At 60.8% G+C, this 20,212-nt stretch carries 21 protein-coding genes and 1 other RNA gene; 7 read left to right on the forward strand and 15 right to left on the reverse strand.

Annotated elements, in window-relative coordinates; translation table 11 throughout:
• Positions 1-18: 18 nt before the first annotated feature.
• Both J3A65_RS18675 and recR read right to left on the reverse strand, forming a co-directional pair.
• The gene (locus J3A65_RS18675) at positions 19-1,200 is read right to left on the reverse strand and encodes a lytic murein transglycosylase (RefSeq protein ID WP_245341712.1); all 1,182 of its coding nucleotides are present in this window, start codon (positions 1,198-1,200) and stop codon (positions 19-21) included.
• Positions 1,201-1,266: 66 nt separating this feature from the next.
• Positions 1,267-1,872, reverse strand: a complete 606-nt coding sequence (gene recR / locus J3A65_RS18680; RefSeq protein WP_062454198.1) for a recombination mediator RecR — start codon at positions 1,870-1,872, stop codon at positions 1,267-1,269.
• Between the two features lie 54 nt (positions 1,873-1,926).
• Here recR and J3A65_RS18685 point away from each other — a divergent pair, with 54 nt between their 5' ends.
• Positions 1,927-2,559: an MOSC domain-containing protein gene (locus J3A65_RS18685; RefSeq protein WP_209902753.1), complete on the forward strand. Its 633-nt coding sequence runs from the start codon at positions 1,927-1,929 to the stop codon at positions 2,557-2,559.
• A gap of 54 nt (positions 2,560-2,613) precedes the next feature.
• Here J3A65_RS18685 and J3A65_RS18690 read toward each other — a convergent pair whose 3' ends face one another.
• The 3 genes from J3A65_RS18690 to ffs all read right to left on the reverse strand — a co-directional run bounded on the left by J3A65_RS18690 (position 2,614) and on the right by ffs (position 5,010).
• Positions 2,614-2,937: a YbaB/EbfC family nucleoid-associated protein gene (locus J3A65_RS18690; RefSeq protein ID WP_062454196.1), complete on the reverse strand. Its 324-nt coding sequence runs from the start codon at positions 2,935-2,937 to the stop codon at positions 2,614-2,616.
• 22 nt (positions 2,938-2,959) lie between these two features.
• Complete coding sequence (locus J3A65_RS18695) at positions 2,960-4,837, reverse strand: DNA polymerase III subunit gamma/tau (protein ID WP_209902755.1); 1,878 nt, start codon at positions 4,835-4,837, stop codon at positions 2,960-2,962.
• Positions 4,838-4,913: 76 nt separating this feature from the next.
• Positions 4,914-5,010: signal recognition particle sRNA small type (ffs, locus tag J3A65_RS18700), an RNA gene on the reverse strand.
• An 85-nt stretch (positions 5,011-5,095) separates the two neighbouring features.
• Between ffs and J3A65_RS18705 the strand changes: the two genes are divergently transcribed.
• Positions 5,096-5,506, forward strand: a complete 411-nt coding sequence (locus J3A65_RS18705) for an HIT family protein (protein WP_209902757.1) — start codon at positions 5,096-5,098, stop codon at positions 5,504-5,506.
• A complete protein-coding gene (gene nudC / locus J3A65_RS18710; RefSeq protein ID WP_209902759.1) occupies positions 5,503-6,459 on the forward strand; it encodes an NAD(+) diphosphatase in 957 nt (318 codons plus the stop codon). The genes J3A65_RS18705 and nudC overlap by 4 nt, the downstream gene beginning before the upstream one ends.
• Before the next feature lie 18 nt (positions 6,460-6,477).
• Here the strand turns inward: nudC and J3A65_RS18715 are convergent, their stop codons facing one another.
• Both J3A65_RS18715 and J3A65_RS18720 read right to left on the reverse strand, forming a co-directional pair.
• A complete protein-coding gene (locus tag J3A65_RS18715; protein WP_209902761.1) occupies positions 6,478-7,341 on the reverse strand; it encodes a prephenate dehydratase in 864 nt (287 codons plus the stop codon).
• 12 nt (positions 7,342-7,353) lie between these two features.
• Positions 7,354-8,112 carry a 3-deoxy-manno-octulosonate cytidylyltransferase gene (locus J3A65_RS18720; RefSeq protein ID WP_209902763.1) on the reverse strand — a complete coding sequence of 253 codons (759 nt, stop codon included), beginning with the start codon at positions 8,110-8,112 and terminating at the stop codon, positions 7,354-7,356.
• 150 nt (positions 8,113-8,262) lie between these two features.
• On the opposite strand from J3A65_RS18720, the gene J3A65_RS18725 reads away from it, so the two are divergent.
• A complete protein-coding gene (locus J3A65_RS18725) occupies positions 8,263-8,850 on the forward strand; it encodes a cytochrome c family protein (protein WP_062454190.1) in 588 nt (195 codons plus the stop codon).
• A 25-nt stretch (positions 8,851-8,875) separates the two neighbouring features.
• Here the strand turns inward: J3A65_RS18725 and J3A65_RS18730 are convergent, their stop codons facing one another.
• A complete protein-coding gene (locus J3A65_RS18730) occupies positions 8,876-9,820 on the reverse strand; it encodes an AEC family transporter (protein ID WP_209902765.1) in 945 nt (314 codons plus the stop codon).
• A 349-nt stretch (positions 9,821-10,169) separates the two neighbouring features.
• Between J3A65_RS18730 and J3A65_RS18735 the strand changes: the two genes are divergently transcribed.
• Positions 10,170-11,162: an adenosine kinase gene (locus J3A65_RS18735; RefSeq protein WP_062578597.1), complete on the forward strand. Its 993-nt coding sequence runs from the start codon at positions 10,170-10,172 to the stop codon at positions 11,160-11,162.
• On the opposite strand, the gene J3A65_RS18740 is transcribed toward J3A65_RS18735, so the two are convergent.
• Positions 11,155-11,697 (reverse strand): SH3 domain-containing protein, encoded by a 543-nt coding sequence (locus J3A65_RS18740; protein ID WP_062454187.1) that lies wholly within the window; start codon positions 11,695-11,697, stop codon positions 11,155-11,157. The two genes, J3A65_RS18735 and J3A65_RS18740, sit on opposite strands and share 8 nt — an antisense overlap.
• A 164-nt stretch (positions 11,698-11,861) precedes the next feature.
• Between J3A65_RS18740 and J3A65_RS18745 the strand changes: the two genes are divergently transcribed.
• The gene (locus J3A65_RS18745; protein WP_062454186.1) at positions 11,862-12,866 is read left to right on the forward strand and encodes a D-glycerate dehydrogenase; all 1,005 of its coding nucleotides are present in this window, start codon (positions 11,862-11,864) and stop codon (positions 12,864-12,866) included.
• Here the strand turns inward: J3A65_RS18745 and J3A65_RS18750 are convergent.
• Genes J3A65_RS18750 through recF form a run of 3 tightly spaced genes read right to left on the reverse strand, consistent with a single transcriptional unit; the run spans position 12,863 to position 15,292 of the window.
• On the reverse strand, positions 12,863-13,345 hold the full coding sequence (locus tag J3A65_RS18750) for a GNAT family N-acetyltransferase (protein ID WP_209902767.1): 483 nt from the start codon (positions 13,343-13,345) through the stop codon (positions 12,863-12,865). The genes J3A65_RS18745 and J3A65_RS18750 overlap by 4 nt on opposite strands.
• On the reverse strand, positions 13,342-14,130 hold the full coding sequence (gene moeB / locus J3A65_RS18755; RefSeq protein ID WP_209902769.1) for a molybdopterin-synthase adenylyltransferase MoeB: 789 nt from the start codon (positions 14,128-14,130) through the stop codon (positions 13,342-13,344). Before moeB ends, J3A65_RS18750 begins: the two co-directional genes overlap by 4 nt.
• Positions 14,131-14,167: 37 nt before the next feature.
• Positions 14,168-15,292, reverse strand: a complete 1,125-nt coding sequence (gene recF / locus J3A65_RS18760) for a DNA replication/repair protein RecF (RefSeq protein ID WP_209902771.1) — start codon at positions 15,290-15,292, stop codon at positions 14,168-14,170.
• Positions 15,293-15,480: 188 nt separating this feature from the next.
• On the opposite strand from recF, the gene J3A65_RS18765 reads away from it, so the two are divergent.
• On the forward strand, positions 15,481-15,696 hold the full coding sequence (locus J3A65_RS18765) for a SlyX family protein (protein ID WP_209902773.1): 216 nt from the start codon (positions 15,481-15,483) through the stop codon (positions 15,694-15,696).
• Positions 15,697-15,699: 3 nt separating this feature from the next.
• Here J3A65_RS18765 and J3A65_RS18770 read toward each other — a convergent pair whose 3' ends face one another.
• From J3A65_RS18770 to dnaK, 3 genes are all read right to left on the reverse strand, one after another.
• The gene (locus J3A65_RS18770) at positions 15,700-16,878 is read right to left on the reverse strand and encodes a low temperature requirement protein A (protein ID WP_209902775.1); all 1,179 of its coding nucleotides are present in this window, start codon (positions 16,876-16,878) and stop codon (positions 15,700-15,702) included.
• Positions 16,879-17,033: 155 nt separating this feature from the next.
• Entirely contained in the window at positions 17,034-18,170 is a 1,137-nt protein-coding gene (gene dnaJ / locus J3A65_RS18775; RefSeq protein WP_062454181.1) for a molecular chaperone DnaJ, read from the reverse strand.
• A 94-nt stretch (positions 18,171-18,264) separates the two neighbouring features.
• Complete coding sequence (dnaK, locus tag J3A65_RS18780; protein WP_209902778.1) at positions 18,265-20,166, reverse strand: molecular chaperone DnaK; 1,902 nt, start codon at positions 20,164-20,166, stop codon at positions 18,265-18,267.
• Between the last annotated feature and the right edge of the window lie 46 nt (positions 20,167-20,212).

Below are 20,212 nucleotides of genomic sequence, written 5' to 3' on the forward strand. Positions count from 1 at the left end.
GGCGAAGGCTGTGGTCCGTTACTTGAGCCGGGTTTTCAGCGATGCATCCGGATAGCAGGTCGGCGTCAGGCCATTCTTGGCCTGCCAGTCGCCAAGCGCCCGGCGGGTTTTGAAACCCGGCAGACCATCGACGTTTCCGACGTCGTAACCCTTGGCCACCAACGCCTTTTGCATGGCGAGCACGTCGGAGCGAAGCATCTTGCCGACGTCACCCCATGAGCCCTCGAAGGCGCCGGCACCATGGGCGATACGATCAGCAAGATTGCCGATGAACAGCGCATAGAGGTCGGAGTTATTGTATTCCTTCAGCACGTAGAAATTTGGCGTGACGACGAATTCCGGTCCGTTGCGGCCGGCAGGTACCAGCATCATGCCGGATGCCTTGAGATCGGCGGAGGGAAAAGGCTTGCCCGACACGCGGGTGATCCCGGTCGCCGCCCAGGCGGAGATCGGCTTTGCCAGATCCGGGCCTTCCTGGGCGCAGGAAACCTTGGCAGGAATGGAAACCTCGAAGCCCCAGTCACGACCGCGCTGCCAGCCTTCCTTCTGAAGATAGTGGGCGATCGAGGCCAGTGAGTCAGGGACTGAATTCCAGATATCCGGATGCCCGTCCTTGTCGAAGTCGACGGCGTATTTCAGGTAACTGGTCGGCATGAACTGCGGCTGGCCGAGAGCGCCCGCCCACGAACCCTTCATCGTCGCCGCATCCACGTCGCCGCGCTCGATCATCGTCAGCGCCGCAATCAACTCCTCACGGAACATCGGCTTGCGTGTGGACATGAAGGCCTTGGTCGCGAGAACCTCGAGTGCCGAATAGGGAAGCCGTGCCTTGCCGAAACCGGACTCGCGACCCCAGATGGCGACCACGATCTCACCGGGAACGCCGTAGGCGGCCTCGATCCGCTTCAGCGTCGCGGCATGTGTCGACGCAAGGCCGCGACCCGTTGCCGCCAGTCCTTGCAGCCGCTTTTCGGAGAAATAGGCGCCGGGGGAAGAGAACTCCGCCTGGCTCTGATCCTGGCTTTTCGGCGGCTTTGACCCCGGCGGCACCAGATCAGGAATGCTCCAGTTGAGCGAGATCCCGTTAAAGGCGGTTTTCAGTGTCCGCTCGGAAATGCCGGCTTTGCGGGCTTCCGGCCCAAGATCGCTGGCGATCCATCGCTGGAACTGCTTTTCCACATCGGGCTTGTTCTGCGCCATGACGGGTAGGGGAAGCAGACAGAGGATGGCTCCAAAGGCGATGAGTGTCTTGCGCATGATATCTCCTCAGATCGCCGTTCGTGCTCGAAGTGCCGCCGTCAGCGTGCCTTCGTCGAGATAGTCGAGCTCGCCGCCGACAGGAACGCCATGCGCCAGCCGGGTGATCTTCACATCGATCCCGGCCAGCTGGTCGGTTATATAGTGTGCTGTGGTTTGTCCCTCGACCGTGGCGTTGACGGCGATGATGATTTCCTTGACCAAGCCTTCGCTCACCCGGTCGATCAGGCCGCGAATGTTAAGATCATCAGGTCCGACGCCATCGAGCGGAGACAGCGTGCCACCCAGCACGTGATAGGCCGCGTTCATCGCGCCTGCGCGCTCCAGCGCCCAGAGATCGGACACATCTTCGCAGACGATCAGCGTCGACTGGTCGCGTCGGATATCGGTGCAGACGGTGCAGGGATCGGACGTATCCACATTGCCGCAGCGCGAGCAGATCTTCACCTTGTCATAGGCTTCGCCCATCGCATTCGACAGCGGACCGAGCAGCTGGTCCTTCTTCTTGATAAGATGCAATGCCGCCCGGCGGGCCGAACGGGGGCCGAGACCCGGTACTTTCGCCAGAAGCTGGATGAGTTTTTCGATTTCGGGGCCGGTGACTCGCTTTGCCATGGTTCTCCTTTAGCCCATATGCAGGGGAAACGGAATCGACGAAGGACCAGCCGAATGAAACTTCTTAGCCTCTGCCTTGGTCATCCGGAAAAGCTTCCGGGCAAGAGCTACAAGACCGGCATCAACAAGATGCCGATGAGAAATCCGGTCATGATCGACGTGGAAGGCCTGGTCGGCGATGCCGTCTGCAATACGAAATATCATGGTGGCCCTGAGCAGGCGATCCTGCTCGAAGGCAGCCTGACGCTCGACTGGTGGCGGTCGCAACTCGGCCGTGATTTGCCGGATGGCACGTTTGGCGAAAACCTCGTGATCGAAGGGCTCGACAACCGCGACGTGGCCGCGGGCGATTGTTTCCGCATCGGTGCCGAGCTTGTTCTGCAGGCGACATCCGCCCGCACACCCTGCGCGACGCTTGCCGCCAAGATGGGCGATCCGACTTTCGTCAAAGCCTACCGAACGGCTGCTCGCCCCGGCATCTACTGCCGGGTGCTGACGCCGGGTTTTGCGTCGGCGGGCGATGCCGTTGAATTCAGTGCGTACCAAGGAACGAGGGTTTCCATCCCGGAACTGCTGACCAAATTCGGCAAGCGTCTGGGAGATGACGACCGGCAGCGGTTTCTATCCGCACCCATCCATGCCGATATGCGAGAGGCGATCGAAGCCGGCAAACCCGCCAAGTTCTAGCGAATAGGCAGGTCTTGCCGGCAGACGGTTCCCAGAGGGAACGCCGGTCTCGGCTTAGAACGGCAGCTTCATGCCGGGCGGAATCGGCAGGCCGGCGGTCAGTTCCTTGGTCTTTTCGGCAGTGATTTCTTCTGCCCGATCCTTGGCCAGCTTGTGCGCTGCAATGATCAGGTCTTCGAGGATCTCGGATTCGTCTTCCTTGAACAGGGACGGATCGATCTTCAGACCCAGCATGTCGCCCTTGCCGTTCATCCGGATCGTCACGAGGCCGCCACCGGCCGTGCCTTCGACTTCGAGAGCGGCGATATCCGCCTGCATCTTCTCCATCTTGGCCTGCATTTCCTTGACCTTGCCCATCATGCCCATGATGTCGCGCATCGGGATCTCCTCTTCCTGATTTTTAAAGTTCGATGTCGCCGCCCGGCAGGATATCGCCCTCGGCGCTTTCCACCACGGCTGGCGGCGGCAATTCGTCTGCGTCGATTTCGTCCTCGCTCACGCGGATCCGGACGTCGGTGATCTTTGCGCCGGGAAACTGCGACAGGATCGCCGCGACATCCGGGTCGGAGCGGGCATCGGTCAGCCGCGCTTCGCGCGCCGTTCCCTCTGCCTCGACCAATGTCGGCGAACCGTCTTCCTTGCTGAGGGAGACGATCCAGTGGATGCCGGTCCATTCCTTCAGTTTGACGCCGAGTTCGCCTGGCAGCGTCGTTGGTCCGCCGTCGGTCAGGCGCATGTCGAGCCGGCCCGGCTCGATCTTCACCAGACGCACGAAATTGCGCACGAGCGCCTTCAGCTTCGCGTCACGGTTCTTGGAGCAGAGATCGACGATGTCGGCCAGCGAGCGCACCGCAACGCTGGGCTCGGGCTTCTCCTCGACACGGCCGACCGGCATCTCGCGCGGGTTGTCGTTCGGCACGGCTTTCAGCATCGCGGTCGGTCCGCCTGACGGCATCCGCTGCGATTGCATATCGATCCCGCGGGCATTAAGCGGCGGCTGCGATGACGAAGTCTGGCCTGCGCCATTGCCGCCGCCGTTCCCATTGGGCGCGCCGCGCTGGCCATCGCCACCGGAAAGGTCGGCAAGCCGCCGCGCCGCGTCTTCCGGCGAGGGAAGGTGGGCGGCATGAGTGAGGCGGATCAGCACCATTTCGGCGGCACCGGCGGGGCGGGAAGAGTTCTCCGCTTCCGGAATGCCCTTGAGCAGCATCTGCCAGATCCGCGACAGGGTGCTGACCGCAATCGTCTCGGAAAATTCGCGACCGCGCACACGCTCCACTTCGCTCAGCGAAGGATCGTCCGCAGCTTCCGGGATATATTTAAACCGCGTGACGAGATGGGTGAAGTCTGCAAGGTCGGTCAGAACCACGACAGGGTTGGCGCCGGCCTCGTATTGGGCGGTAAATTCGGAAAGGGCAGCCGTCACGTCGCCCTGCACGATCTGTTCGAACAGATCGACGATGCGGGCGCGGTCGGCAAGCCCCAGCATGCCGCGCACGGTATCGGCCACCACATGGCCTGCGCCATGGGCAATCGCCTGGTCGAGAAGGGACAGTCCGTCGCGAGCGGAGCCTTCAGCCGCGCGCGCGATCATCGACAGTGCCTCGGTCTCGGCCGGAATACCTTCCTTTTCGAGGATGGTCGTGAACAGGCCGACGAGATCGGCAGCACTGATCCGGCGGAGGTCAAAGCGCTGGCAGCGCGACAGGACGGTAATCGGCACCTTGCGGATTTCCGTCGTCGCGAAGATGAACTTCACATGCTCCGGCGGCTCTTCCAGCGTCTTCAGCAGGCCGTTGAAGGCCTGCGTGGAGAGCATGTGCACTTCGTCGATGATGTAGACTTTGTAGCGCGCCGAGACAGGACGATAGCGCACCTGCTCGATGATCTCTCTGATATCGTCGATGCCGGTATGGGAGGCCGCATCCATCTCGATGACGTCGACGTGCCGGCCTTCCATGATCGCCTGGCAGTGCTCGCCGGGAATGCGCAGATCGATCGTCGGGCGGTCGATTTCGGCAGTCTTGTAATTGAGCGCACGTGCCAGAATGCGGGCAGTCGTCGTTTTGCCGACACCGCGCACACCGGTTAGCATGTAGGCCTGGGCGATGCGGCCTGTTTCGAAGGCGTTGGTGAGTGTTCTCACCATCGGCTCCTGGCCGACCATCAGGTCGGAAAAATCCTTGGGACGGTATTTGCGGGCGAGAACCCGGTAGCCACTGCCGGAAGGCGTGGGCGCAGTCGGGTTGCTGGAATATGTCGGCCCGTCGTCGCTCATGAAAATCCTGCCAGCCTGTACGGGCCATTCCGGCCGTCAGAGACTGAGCGCGCCGGATGCTGACCAAGATGAGAGGGTGGGAGGCTGGCACGGCGACCCGTGCCTGGCTCGTTAGGGCTGCTTCCTTCCGGACCTGACCCGGTTGGCGAGTGGCTCGTCCACCACCAACCTCCCACCGCTCATATCGTCAATAACGCTTCCAAATGCAAGCCAAGCCTGTAAAAAACTACGACCAGATAAAAACATTAGGAGGAATGCTTGAGCGAGTTCGAACTGGACGGGCGCATTGCGCGGGACTCCGATCTCATCGCCACCCTCGATCTCTGCCAGCTGCGGATCCAGAATGACAGCCGCTGGCCGTGGCTGGTGATGGTGCCGCAGCGGGCCGACATGACCGAGATCTTCGAGCTTTCGGAGGCCGATCAGGCGCTCCTGTCGGCCGAGGTCAATCATGTTGCGGCGGCCTTGAAAGCCATAACGGGTGCGACCAAGATAAATGTCGGTGCGCTTGGCAACATCGTCCGGCAGCTCCATGTTCATGTGATTGCCCGCTTCGAAGGCGATGCGAACTGGCCGGGCCCGATCTGGGGCTACGGATCCGCAGAACCGTATGATGGCGAAAAGATGCAGGCCCTGATGAACAGACTGATGGAAAAGCTTTCCCGATGAGCAGCATATTCGATACCGATACACCCCATCCAGACCCAAGCAGTCTCACGGCGTTCTCCGGCAACAAGCTCGACCGGCAGGCGGAAAACCGGGAAGACGACTGCATCGAGAAGGCGCTGTCCGTCGATGGCACCCATATCCTCGCCTTCTCCGGCAGCCGGGTCATTCTGAAGCATGACGGCCAGATCCTCGATCCGCTGTTTGCCGCCTACGAGCTGGCGGAGCTGAAGCCGGATTTCGACCGCGCCGTGCTGCTCGGCCATCACGAGAACGGAGAGCCGCGCATTGCCGTCCCGGTCATGATCGCCGATGACGAGCTCGCAAGCCATTACAAGCCGACCGAGGCGCGCGCTCTTTTCCGGGAAGGCCTGCTCGATGACGAGCTTCAGGGCGAGGTCGCCCAGGCTGTGTCACTGCTCAACTGGAATGCCGCCAATATCTTCTGCGGAAAATGCGGCTCACCCACCGAAATGAAGATCGGCGGCTACAAGCGCGTCTGCACGAAGTGTCAGCACATGATGTTTCCGCGCACCGACCCCGTCGTCATCATGATGACGATCGACGAGGAAAACGACCGCTGCCTGCTGGGACGCAGCCATCATTTCCAGGAGGGCATGTATTCCTGCCTCGCGGGCTTCGTCGAACCCGGCGAAACGATCGAACAGGCCGTCAGGCGCGAAACGTTGGAGGAGTCAGCGATCGAAACCGGTCGGGTGCGCTATCACGCGTCGCAGCCCTGGCCGATGCCGCATTCGCTGATGATCGGCTGTTTCGCCGAGGCGACGTCGACGGAGATCACCATCGATGCCCACGAAATGTCTGACGTTCGCTGGTTTTCGCGCGCCGAGGTGCAGGCGATGCTGGAGGCAGGCCCGGATGACAAGCCGTTCGGCCCCGCCAAGGGAGCGATTGCCTATCGGCTGATGCGCGACTGGATCGACTGGAAGCGCTGAAAGGAGCGCTTCCGCCCGTCAGCGTTTCTGCAGCGCGCCGCGCATCGGATGACCCTTGTAGGTTCCGAGGATGCGGACTTTCTCGGAGAAGAACCGCAGTTCTTCGAGCGCACGGCGCACAGGGGCATCGTCCGGATGCCCCTCGATATCCGCGTAGAACTGCGTCGCCACGAACTTGCCGCCCAGCTGATAGCTTTCGAGCTTCGTCATGTTGATGCCGTTGGTGGCAAATCCACCCATCGCCTTGTAGAGCGCAGCCGGAATGTTGCGCACGTTGAACACGAAGGTGGTGACGATCACGTCGTCGGCCTCGTTGCGCTGCACCCACTTCTCGTCGCGCGACAGGACCACGAACCGTGTGACATTGTTTTCCGTGTCCTCGACATTCTCAGCCAGAATGTCGAGCCCGTAGAGACTGGCCGCAAGCCGTGGCGCAAGGGCCGCCATCGAGCGGTCGCCCTTTTCGGAAACGAGTTTCGCAGCACCCGCCGTGTCGCCGGCAACAACGGCCTTCCAGCCATTGGCGCGGATGATCTTGCGGCACTGGCCAAGCGCGTGGATATGGCTGTGGACGGTGCGGATCTCCTCGCGCTCCACACCCGGCAGCACCATCAGCTGGAACCGGATCGGCATGAAATATTCGCCGACGATATGCAGACGCGATTCCGGCAGCAGGTAGTGAATGTCGGCAACACGGCCGGCGATGGTGTTTTCGATCGGGATCATCGCGAGATCCGAATCGCCGTTTTCCAGCGCCTGGAACGCATCCTCGAAGGTCGGGCAGGGCAGGGGTTCCATATCCGGAAACATGTCCCTGGACGCCATATCGGAATTGGCGCCGAATTCGCCCTGGAAGGAAATGCGGTTGGTCGAGGCATTCATGAGGCTGATCCGTTACAAACCGCGGGAGGAGAGGATGGCGCGTGCCTTTTCAAGGTCGGCCGGCGTGTCGACGCCCAGCGGCACCGACGCGACGATTTCGGCATCGATGCGCATGCCGGCTTCAAGTGCCCGCAGCTGTTCGAGTGATTCGCGCTTTTCGAGCACCGAAGGGCCGAGCGCCACGAATTTCTCGAGTGCAGTGCGGCGGTAGGCGTAAAGCCCGATGTGATGGTAAAGCGGTCCATTGCCGTAAGGGGCCGTGGCGCGGGTAAAGTAGAGCGCTTTCAGCCGCGTATCCGAGAGAGGCGATCCGACGATCTTGACCACGTTCGGATTGGTCTTCTCATGCTCGTCAGTGATTTCGACGGTCAGCGTGGCAATATCCGTCTGCGGGCTGTCCAGCAGCGGTTTGAGCGAGGCGCGCACGACGTCGGCTTCCACGGTCGGCAAGTCGCCCTGCACGTTGATGACGTATTCCACCTTGCCATCGGGGTCTGCCTTGGTCAGCGCTTCAAAGATCCGATCGGAACCCGACTGGTGGTCTTCGCGGGTCATGACCACCTCGAAGCCTGCAGCTTTCACCACATCGAAAATGTCCTGATGGTCCACGGCAACGACGATGCGACCAACATTGGCCTCCTCGGCGCGCTTTGCGACCTGCACGATCATGGGCAGCCCGGCGATGTCTGCGAGCGGCTTGCCGGGAAGGCGCGTCGACGCCATTCGAGCCGGAATGAGGACGAGCGTCCGGTTGAAAGCCGTGTAAGTCATCGTAAAACCTTCCAATCCAGCCTGCGCAGTGGCAAAAAGTCTCAAGCAGAACGAGCGTATCGTGTTGCAAGGCCTCTGCAAAAGACATAGCTTCCAAACAAATTCAAGGTGCCTGCTTTGGGACGGCGGGCCGGTGAGGAGAATTTGCTGATGAATCCCTATGTAAACATGTCGGTAGGCGCATTGCTTGCCACGGTTTTCGTGATGATGTCCGTATCGATCGCGTCGGAGGGGATTTTCCACTCGCCGTCGCCTGAGAAGGAAGGATTTGCAATCGCCGCGCTGGAAGAGCCAGCCGGCGGCGAAGCGGCTGCCGGTGGCGGTGCCGCGGAAGTTGTCCCTGTTGGTCAGCTGATGGCAGGTGCCGATGCCGCTGCCGGCGCAACGGTATTCAAGAAGTGTCAGAGCTGTCACTCCATTGAAAAGGGAGGCCCCAACAAGGTGGGTCCCGATCTATGGGGTGTTGTAAACCGTCCGATCGCCAGCCATGAGGGCTTTTCCTACTCTGCTGCCATGAAGGATTTCTCCAAGGGCGGCGCGGAGACCTGGACGTTCGATCACCTCAACCACTTCCTCGTTGCGCCCAAGGCCTACGTGAAGGGGACAGCGATGGGCTTTGCCGGATTGAAGAACGACAAGGAACGCGGCAACCTGCTTGCTTATATCCGCGAACAGTCTGATAGCCCTGCGCCACTGCCTGAACCCGGCGCTGCACCCGCTCCCGCCCCGACGAACTGATCCCACCCGGCGGCAGACATTCCAATCACGACAGCAGCCAACCCCAGAAGCTTACGGTGATAAGGCCGAACGCTGTCGTGATGCTGATGGTCGAGGCCGCAAGGCTTTGCCCGGACCGGAACCGCTGGGCAATCAGCCAGGCATTGATGCCCGTTGGAACAGAAGAGGTCAAAACCAGAGCGGCCGCCCAGTCCCGCGGCAGCCCGATCGCATGGCTTGTGGCGAACACGATCGCCGGCATCAGGGTAAGCTTCAGGACTGCAACGGCCGTGGCGAGATTGATATCGCCACGGATCGGATAACGGGTCAGCGCCATGCCGATTGAAATCAGCGCCACCGGCCCGGCTGAGGCGGCGATCTGGTTGACGACAGGCAGCACGGACGTGGGGATCGAGAAGCCCAGAAGATTGAACGGTATCCCGATCGCGATCGCGATCACGAGCGGATTGCGGACCAGGTTGCGGGCGACCTGCCGCAGAACCACGGAAAGCGTGCGCTTCTGTGTGCCGTCGACCCGCGCAGTTGCCCCCTCCATCAGGATCGAGCCGGCGATCATCATGATCGGCAGATGGATGGCGAGCAGGATCGAGACGGCAAGAAGCCCTTCCTTGCCGACCATGTGATCGATCAACGGCAGGCCGATGAAGATGTTGTTGGCAAACGCACTCGACATGCCCGCGATGACGCCGACCTTAGCATCCCTTGCGAAGAACCGCGTGGCCATCAGATGCCCGGTCGTCCATGTGACGGCAACGGCAATGAAATAGGCGCTCCACAGCCCGAAGGGAGAGACGCCGCCAAAATGGGCGTCCGCAACCGTCCGGAAGATCAGCATCGGAACCGCGATCTTGAAGACGTATTCCCCCAGCGCGTCACCGGTTTCGGCCTTCAAAAGCCCGGTTTTGGCGGCGAGCCAGCCCATCAGGATCAGGATGAAGACGGGCAGCACATTGGCGAAGACTGACGACACGGAGGCGGCTTTCGGAGGAGACTGTTATCTGCGTCTAGCGCAGATCTGGCTGAACGACAAATGCGTCGGGCGCAAACCCGTTGCAGGCGAAAGCCGAAAACAGAAAAGCGGGGCTTGATCCCCGCTTCCTTCCCCGGTCCAGCCAGGGGTGTCCAAACGCTTCGTCGCCAGTTCATCCGTGGTCGACATCAGCAATCGGATGATCGTTATCTAGCGGCTCACCATGACGGGAGAATGACAGCTGCGGATTTTTGGAGCCTTAGTGCCGACAGCGTTTTTTGCTTCCAATCACGGCTAAAGGCGAATACCCGTTCTCTCATCCATTCATTCGAAAGAGGATCAGAGCCGGATGCCGAAATTCGACGTGCTAACCATCGGCAATGCCATCGTGGACATCCTCGCGCGCTGCGACGATCAATTCCTTGGCGACAACGCGATCATCAAGGGTGCGATGAACCTGATCAATGCCGAGCGCGCCGAACTTCTCTACTCGAAGATGGGTCCTGCGGTCGAAGCCTCAGGCGGTTCCGCCGGCAACACAGCGGCCGGCGTTGCCAGTCTCGGCGGCAGGGCTGCCTACTTCGGCAAGGTCGCCAACGATCAGCTCGGCACCATTTTCCAGCATGATATCCGTGCCCAGGGTGTCCACTACGAAACAAAGCCTGACGGTGTTCATCCACCGACCGCCCGTTCGATGATTTTCGTGACGCCGGATGGCGAGCGTTCGATGAACACCTATCTCGGCGCCTGCGTCGAACTCGGTCCTGAACATGTCGAGGAAGACGTGGTGGCCGAATCGAAAGTGACCTATTTCGAAGGTTACTTGTGGGATCCGCCGCGCGCCAAGGATGCGATCCGCGAAGCAGCCCGCATCGCCCATGCGCATGGTCGTGAAGTCTCGATGACGCTGTCGGATCCGTTCTGCGTCGGCCGCTACCGCGAGGAATTCCTGGAGCTGATGAAATCCGGCACCGTGGATATCGTCTTTGCCAACAAGCAGGAACTTCTGTCGCTCTACGAGACGGACGATTTCGAGCTCGCCCTCGGCAAGATCGCTCACGATTGCAAGCTGGCGGCCATCACGCTGAGCGAGGAAGGTGCTGTTCTCGTGCGTGGCAAGGAACGGATCGCGATCCCGGCCTATGCCATCGAGGAACTCGTCGATACGACCGGTGCCGGCGATCTGTTCGCCGCCGGCTTTCTCTACGGCTATACCGCAGATCGTTCGCTTGAGGATTGCGGCAAGCTTGGCTGCCTGGTCGCGGCCATCGTCATTCAGCAGATCGGGCCGCGGCCGATGGTCTCGCTCGCGCAGGCGGCGAAGGAAAGAGGCCTTATTTAAAGGCCTCTCCCGGGTAAGCGCCCCAGATTTCCGCCTGGGCGATCCAGCCCTCTGCACCATTCGCTTCCGCATGGCACCAGTCGCCATTGCATTCGCTGATCTTGATCATCACGCCGGGCTCGAGCTTTGCAGTGAGGCCCGCGGATTGCTGCGGTTCGTTGCGCATGTTGACATAGATGTCCTTGCCCTTGCCGCGCATCCACGGCGCTGCAACGGCCGTGCGCTCGCCCGATAGCAGGGCCTGGTTGACCCAGCCCTCCGTGCCCTCGGCATCGCGAACACGGCGCCAGTTGTCGTATTCCTGGATGATTTCCATCGGGGTTCCCGACTTCATGTACATCCATGACACCGCATAATCCGTGCTCGGACCGATGCGGATGTTCACCTTTCTCGATTTCAGGCTGACGAAACGGGGAAGCGGCAGACCGCTTGCGCCCTTGGCAACGCCCTGTGCAAGTGCGCCGTCGGCGCCGGAAAGGCAGGTGAGGAGCCCGATCGAGGCTGCAAGGAAGGATGTAAAGAATGTTCTGCGCATGAATCTCATTCCGGCTGAAATTCCACAAGCGTTCCTGTCCATGCGAGGTTTTGTTTGTCTTCGCCGACGGGTCTGTTAAGAAAACGCCCTGGATGCCTCCGACTATTGCGCACCTTGGTTAAGGACGTCCTAATGGCAGCTGATTGCAATGCGGCTTTGAAACCATGACAGCGAAGAAAAAACCCCAGGTTTACATCACTCGCAAACTTCCGGACGCCGTTGAAACGCGCATGCGCGAGCTTTTCGACGCAGAGCTCAATATCGACGATTGTCCCCGTTCGCGCGAAGAGCTTATCGCTGCGATGAAGACCGCCGATGTGCTGGTACCGACGGTTACCGATAGGATCGACGCAGGGCTGATCGCGGAAGCAGGCCCGCAGCTGAAGCTGATCGCCAGTTTTTCCAACGGTACCGATCATATCGATGTGGATGCGGCCGCCAAGAAGGGGATCACGGTCACCAACACGCCGAACGTCCTGACCGAAGACACGGCCGACATGACCTTGGCGCTGATTCTTGCCGTCAACCGTCGCCTGGCGGAAGGATCGCGGATCCTCACCGACAAGCCCGGTGACTGGGAAGGCTGGAGCCCGACCTGGATGCTCGGCCGGCGGATCTGGGGCAAGCGTATCGGCATCGTCGGCATGGGCCGCATCGGCAGTGCCGTGGCGCGCCGGGCCAAGGCCTTCGGCCTCGCCATCCATTATCACAATCGCAAACCGGTCAGCCCGGCCACCGAGGAAGAGCTCGAGGCGACCTATTGGGACAGCCTCGACCAGATGCTTGCCCGCGTTGATATCGTCTCGATCAATTGCCCGTCGACGCCGGCGACCTTCCACCTTCTCTCGGCCCGTCGGCTGGCCTTGCTGCAGCCTGGTTCGATCATCGTCAACACCGCCCGCGGCGATATCATCGACGAGGTCGCGATGGTGCAGCTTCTGCGTGACGGAAAAATTGCCGGCGCAGGTCTCGACGTCTATCAGAACGAACCGGCCGTCAATCCGAAGCTGGTCAAACTCGCCCGTGAAGGACGTGTCGTGCTCCTGCCGCATATGGGTTCGGCAACGATCGAAGGCCGCATCGACATGGGCGACAAGGTGATCATCAATATCCGGACGTATTTCGACGGCCATCGCCCACCGAACCGGGTCCTGCCCGGCCGGAATTAGGTTGTCTGCGAAAGCCGCTTCCGCATCTCGATCGATGTCGTTCTGGCATAGCCCGCATGGGCATTCTCGGCCGTCTTCACGAAGCCCCACCTGGCGAAGGTCGTGTGATTGCCGGTAAGCTCGATGCGGGTCTCCAGCCTGAGCGCAGGCAGGCCTCTTTGCCGGGCGATATCCTCCGCCACGGAAAGCAGCTGCCGGCCGATGCCTCGGTTCTGGAACGCAGGCGATATTGCCAGCTTGCCCACATAGAGACACCCGGGTTCAGGCTTCAGAAACACGCAACCTGCAAGCTCGCCCTCTTCCATGGCGACGAACGCGATTTCATCGCGCGCCTTCTGCTCGAGCGAAACAGCTGTCAACCGGTGGGCAGAGGAGGGCGGATCGATCACCCCGTCCATATAGGCAAAGGATGACATGATCAGCGTCAGCAGGTCTTCCCAGCCGGTGAAACTCTCGTCGATGCGAACGATCTCAGTCATTCGGTAGCCGTCCGTTTCGCACGGCGCTTGTACTTGATCACATCGAACCGCGTTGCCAGTCCATCGTAGAGCAACAGGCGCCTAAACAGCGGTTCGCCAATCCCTGTCACCAACTTGATCGCTTCCATCGCCATCAGCGTCCCGATCACGCCGGTGAGCGCGCCGACGACGCCGGTCTCCGCGCAGGCGGGGATGAGGCCTTCCGGCGGCTGTTCGGGAAAAAGGTCGCGGTAGGTGGGGTTGAGCTCTCCGTCCTCGCCGGCCTCGTAGGGTTTCAGCACCGTCACCGACCCGTCGAAGCGTCCAACCGCACCCGTGACCAAGGGGATGCGTGCCGCCTCCGCCGCGTCCGCCGCCGCGTACCGCGTATCGAAATTGTCTGAGCCATCGATCAGCAAGCGAAAGCGGGAAAGATGCATCTGAGCCCATTCGGCGGAGAAGCGCTCCTCGAAATCCATCACCCTCGTATTGGGGTTCAGCCGCGCGATCGCTTCCCTCGCACTTCTCGTCTTCATCTCGCCGATCGTGCCGGTATCGTGGATCACCTGTCGCTGCAGGTTGGAGAGCGAGACCCGGTCGTCGTCGACGATGCCGATCGTGCCAACGCCGGCCGCTGCGAGGTATTCGAGAATGGGCGCGCCGAGGCCGCCGGCGCCGATCACCAGAACGCGTGCGCTCTTGAGCTTCTGCTGGCCCTGACCGCCGATCTCCGGCAGCAGGATATGGCGGCGATAGCGCTCGATTTCATCTGGGCGGAGCGTGTCCGAATTCTGGTTTTCCATCATGGGATCATAGCACCGCAGAAATCGAGTGTAAGCAGGTTCAGCGGGTTATGCCGCCATGGGAAACTGTCAGGAACTGCGCCCGATCGGCAAGCGCTGCAAACATGTGGCGATCGGTGCCGGTCATAAAGGCCTGCCCGCCCAGTCCATGCACGAGATCGAACAATGTCGCGCGCCGTCCCTCGTCCAGATGTGCTGCAATCTCGTCCAGAAGCAGGATTGGCGCATGGCCAGTCATATCCGCCGTCAGGCGGGCGTGGGCAAGCACGAGCCCGATCAGCAGGGCTTTCTGCTCCCCGGTCGAGCAGCGCGAAGCCTCGATGTCCTTCTCGCGGTGACGAACGGTTAGGTCGACACGGTGCGGACCATCCAGTGTTCGTCCCGCTGCAGCGTCGCGGCCACGCCCTAACGCGAGCATGGCGAGATATTCATCTTCGAGGTCCGCCGCTGGCCGATCCATGGCACCGTCCAGAAACCCTTCCAGCGAAAGCTCTGGCGTCGGAAACGGCGTGTCGCCGAGATTGGCAGACAGCGTCTTCAGCAGTCCCAGCATCTCGTGCCGGGCCGCTGCCATGGATATGCCGAGACCCGCCATCTGGGCCTCGATTGCGGAAAGCCACGCAGGGTCGAACCGTCCTTCGGACAGCAACCGGTTGCGGCTGCGCATGGCGCGCTCAAAATCGCTCGCCCGCCGACCGTGGCCTGCATCGAGCGAGAGAACCAGTCGATCGAGAAAGCGGCGACGGTCGGCCGAAGGGCCGGTAAACAGGCCGTCCATCGCCGGCGTCAGCCACAGGGCACGAAGATGGTCGGAAAGTTCCTCCGTCGATTTTGCCGGCGTGCCGTTGATCCGGAGCTTACGGCTGACACCGTCGCCGTCATTCGCTTCGATGCCGGTGCCGAGCGAAACTTCGCCCTCCATCCCGTCCACATCCGCAAAGACGCTGAAACCTGCGGCAGCACCGACGCGCGTGACATCGCTCAGCACGGCGCGGCGCAGGCCACGGCCGGGAGACAGGAAGGACACGGCTTCGAGAAGGTTGGTCTTGCCTGCACCGTTCTCGCCGGTCAGGACGACATGCCGGCCGTCGAGATCGAGCGAAGCCTGGGTGTAATTTCGAAAGTCGGTCAGCTTCAACCGGGAAAGGAAGGTCTTTTGCGCCATCTTGTATCGCGTTGTTTCCACGTAGGAGCTAAGGACTTCGCGCCAAGAAGGCAAGCGCAGGTCTGTAACTGACATCACCCTTGGCGAGTTGCAGGCCGTGCCCGCCGTTTTCTTCCCGTTCCAAACGCTGTAGTCTCGGAGAAAGCCCCAGCCGGAAGGATCCGGCGAATGCCCGAAATCGAGTGCGAGTGAATAGTGTGACCGAAGACGATAGAATTTTGAAGCTGGAGGAATTGGCGGCGCATCAGGCCAAGGTCATCGAGGAACTGTCCGACCAGCTTGCCGAACAGTGGACGGTCGTCGAGCAGACCCGCTCGAAGCTCGACCGGCTGACCGTACGCTTTCTGTCCCTCGAGGAAACCTCGCTGGAAGCGCCGGCCAACACCAGGCCGCCACACTACTGACCGTCACGCGGCGGCGCGGGCAAAGCGCCTCAGGGCCACATATTCCCAGATTGCGACGGCAAGAAGCGAACCCGTCGCAAGCATCTGGATGTGGACGGTTGTCAGGCTCGCAACGAGCAGAAAGCAGGTAACAAGGACGGCAATGCCGGCACAATGCGACCATGGCACATGCATTGTCGAATGCGTCTTTACCCAGATCATGCCGCTTAAGAACAGGATCGGACCGCCTAGAAGCGCGAAAGCCTGAGCAAGCGTTGCATGCTCGTGCGCATGCGACAGGGCGAAGTCTTCACCGACTGCAGTAAGGATGATGCCAGCGATAATCGGCAGATGACCGTAGGTGAAAAGATGATTCGCGGTCGCCTGCGGCTCTGAACTTTCTTCCGCCTTGTCGGCTGCCTTTTCCTGCCCGTCATGGAAGTAGATCCACCACATCAGCACGGTCGAAAGGAAGGCTACAAACAGCACGAGTGGCGTCAAGCTGCTTTCCAGATGACTGGACGCATTCTTGCCCGTGGTGAGGATCGTTTCCCCAAGTGCGATGATGACGAACAGCGCGCAGCGTTCGGCCATATGCTCGCCGTTGATATCAAGCGTTTCCGCAGGCGCGGCACCTAGCCCGGGCACCCGGTAACGCAGGATCGGTGCGATATATTCGATCGCCAGCGCAGCGATCCAGAAATACACCCGGACGGACTGTTCACTGAGGCCGCCGGCGATCCACAAAGCGCTTGAAACCGAAAGCCAGACGGTAATCCGCTGGAAGGTGACATAGGAGGCCCGATCGGCGTGTCGGAAGGCGTAGAGGGCAAACAGCGATCGAATGATCTGCATGGCCGAATAGGCGAGCGCGAAGGTCAGGCCCATGTCCTGAAACGCCCTCGGCAGGGCAATTGCCAGAATGACGCCGAGAAACATCAGGCCGAACAGCAGGATCCGCACGGGCTCTATTTCGGCATCGAGAAGATTGGTGACCCAGGTCGTGTGGATCCAGACCCACCAGAGCGCGAAGATGAAAATCAGCGCTTCGGCGGCGATCCCGAGCGAGAAATCCGCGGCCAGCGTTTCCGACAACTGGATGAAGGCGAAGACGAAGACCAGGTCGAAGAACAGTTCCGGGAAGTTGGCCTTGGTCGCCTGCTTGTCGTCTTTGCGAAGCCAGTAGTGTTTACCGTCCGTCATGTCTGGTCTCGATTGTTTCAGTCCCGCAATTACAGAGCGGGCTTGTTCAGCTCTATAATAATGGCTGGGCAGATTGCGGTGTCTATAAGGGTTTTAACGAAGAAAAACGCCGGCGCAGGGCCGGCGTTTTGCAATCTTCGTCGTTGCGACAGCCATCAGGTGTCGAAGAATTCCTTCATCCGGGCAAAGAAGCCCGTCGATTCCGGATTGTTCTCCTTGGACGAGATGTCCTCGAACTCCTGCAGCAGCTCGCGCTGGCGCTTGGTCAGCTTCTGCGGCGTCTCGATCTGGATCTGAATGTAGAGGTCACCCGTCTGTGAAGACCGCAACACCGGCATTCCCTTGCCCTTGAGGCGGAACTGCTTGCCGGCCTGTGTGCCCTCAGGAACGGTCACACGTGACTTCGATCCATCCAGCGTCCCGACATCGAACGTGCCGCCAAGCGCTGCCGTCGTCATGGAGATCGGCACGGCGCAGTAGAGATCGGCGCCATCACGCTGGAAGAACTCGTGCGGTCGGACCGACAGGAAGATGTAGAGATCCCCGGTTGGGCCACCGCGCGCACCGGCTTCGCCTTCGCCCTGCAGGCGAATGCGCGTGCCGTCTTCGATGCCCGATGGAATGTTTACGGACAGCGAACGCTCTTCGGTGACGCGACCCTGGCCGTGGCATTTGGTGCACGGATCGGTGATGGTCTGTCCGCGGCCATGACAGGTCGGGCAGGTCCGTTCGACCGAGAAGAAGCCCTGGGATGCACGGACGCGCCCGGACCCCTGGCAGGTGCCGCAGGTCTTCGGCTGGGTGCCGGGCTTGGCGCCCGAACCCGAACAGACGTCACAGGTGATCGAGGACGGAACCCGGATCTGCGCCGTCTTGCCGGCATAGGCCTCGTCGAGGGTGATCTCCATATTGTAGCGAAGATCGGCGCCACGTTCGCGACCGCCGGACGACCGGCGCGCACGGCCGCCGCCCATCATGTCGCCGAAAATGTCTTCGAAAATGTCGGAGAAGCCACCTGCTCCCGCGCCGCCGGAGAAGCCGCCACCGCCGCCGCCCATGCCACCCTGTTCGAAGGCAGCATGACCGAAGCGATCATAGGCCGCGCGCTTCTGGGGATCCTTCAGCGTCTCGTAAGCTTCGCCGATCTCCTTGAATTTCTTCTCAGCTTCCGCATCGCCGGGGTTCTTGTCGGGATGGTATTTCATCGCAAGCTTACGGAAGGCGCTTTTCAGCTCCTTCTCGTCAGCGGATTTGCCGACACCCAGCGTTTCGTAAAAATCTGCTTTGGCCATAAGCGGTAACCGGCTCCAGAAAGGGTTCCGGCTGCACGATGGCAGCCGGATATCTTAGTCGACTATCTAGCGGTATCCGTCAACGGAACCAGACTTAGGCCGACTTCTTGTCGTCCTTGATTTCCTCGTAGTCGGCATCGACGACACCGTCGTCCCTGCCGGCTTCGGCAGCGCCACCATCAGCCTGCTGGGCCTCATAGATGGCCTGACCAAGCTTCATGGATGTTTCCATGAGGGTCTGGGTCTTCGCCTGGATGTCATCTGCATCAGGCTCGGGAGCCTCGACAGAAGCCTTGAGCGCGGCAATGGCATCCTCGATCGCCTTGCGGTCGGTCTCGGTTACCTTGTCGCCATATTCAGCCAGCGACTTCTCGCTGGAATGAATGAGGCTTTCGGCCTGGTTCTTGGCTTCCACACCGGCACGACGCTTCTTATCGGTTTCGGCGTTCGCTTCGGCGTCCTTGACCATCTTCTCGATGTCGGCGTCGGACAGACCACCAGATGCCTGGATGCGGATCTGCTGTTCCTTGCCGGTACCCTTGTCCTTGGCCGAAACCTGGACGATGCCGTTGGCGTCGATGTCGAACGTGACTTCGATCTGCGGCATGCCGCGCGGAGCCGGCGGCAGACCGACGAGGTCGAACTGACCGAGCAGCTTGTTGTCCTGCGCCATTTCACGCTCGCCCTGCGAAACGCGGATCGTCACGGCCGACTGGTTATCGTCGGCGGTCGAGAAGGTCTGCGACTTCTTCGTCGGGATCGTCGTGTTGCGGTCGATCAGGCGGGTAAAGACGCCACCGAGCGTTTCGATGCCGAGCGACAGCGGGGTCACGTCGAGAAGGAGAACGTCCTTGACGTCGCCCTGCAGAACGCCGCCTTGGATCGCGGCGCCCATGGCAACCACCTCATCCGGGTTGACGCCCTTGTGCGGCTCCTTGCCGAACAGCTGCTTGACGACTTCCTGTACCTTCGGCATGCGGCTCATGCCGCCGACCAGAACGACTTCGTCGATTTCAGCGGCAGTCACGCCGGCATCCTTCAAGGCTGCCTTGCACGGTGCGACAGTGCGCTGGACGAGATCGTCGACCAGGCTTTCGAACTTCGAGCGGGTCAGCTTCAAGGTCAGGTGCTTCGGACCGGAAGCATCGGCCGTGATGAACGGCAGGTTGATTTCGGTCTGCTGCGACGACGACAGTTCGATCTTTGCCTTCTCGGATGCTTCCTTGAGGCGCTGCAGAGCGAGCTTGTCGTTCTTCAGGTCGATGCCGTTTTCCTTCTTGAACTCGTTTGCGAGATATTCGACGAGACGCATGTCGAAGTCTTCACCACCGAGGAAGGTGTCACCGTTGGTCGACTTCACTTCGAAGACGCCATCGCCGATTTCGAGAACCGAGATATCGAACGTGCCGCCGCCCAAGTCGTAAACGGCAATCGTCTTGCCTTCCTTCTTGTCGAGGCCGTAGGCAAGTGCTGCAGCCGTCGGCTCGTTGATGATGCGCAGAACTTCAAGACCCGAAATGCGGCCGGCATCCTTGGTTGCCTGGCGCTGGGCATCGTTGAAGTATGCGGGAACCGTGATGACAGCCTGCGTGACCTTCTCACCGAGATAGGCTTCTGCGGTTTCCTTCATCTTCTGAAGGATCATCGCGGAGATCTGGGCCGGAGAGTAGGCCTTGTCCTGAGCCTTCACCCAAGCGTCGCCGTTGTCGCCCTTGACGATGTCGAAGGGTACGAGGCCCTTGTCCTTCTCAACGGTCGGGTCTTCGTAGCGGCGGCCGATAAGGCGCTTCACTGCGAAGAGCGTATTGGTTGGGTTGGTTACAGCCTGGCGCTTGGCCGGCTGACCGACGAGACGTTCGCCGTCGTCAGAAAATGCGACCATGGACGGCGTCGTGCGCGCGCCTTCCGCATTCTCGATGACTTTGGAATCCTTGCCGTCCATGATGGCGACGCAGGAGTTGGTAGTGCCAAGGTCGATGCCAATTACTTTTGCCATATCTTCTCTCTCCTTTAAGCGAACTGTCGGAACCCCGTGAAAGGCA

It is taken from the genome of Rhizobium sp. PvP014, from assembly GCF_017876855.1.
GTDB classification, from domain to species: Bacteria; Pseudomonadota; Alphaproteobacteria; order Rhizobiales; family Rhizobiaceae; genus Neorhizobium; species Neorhizobium soli.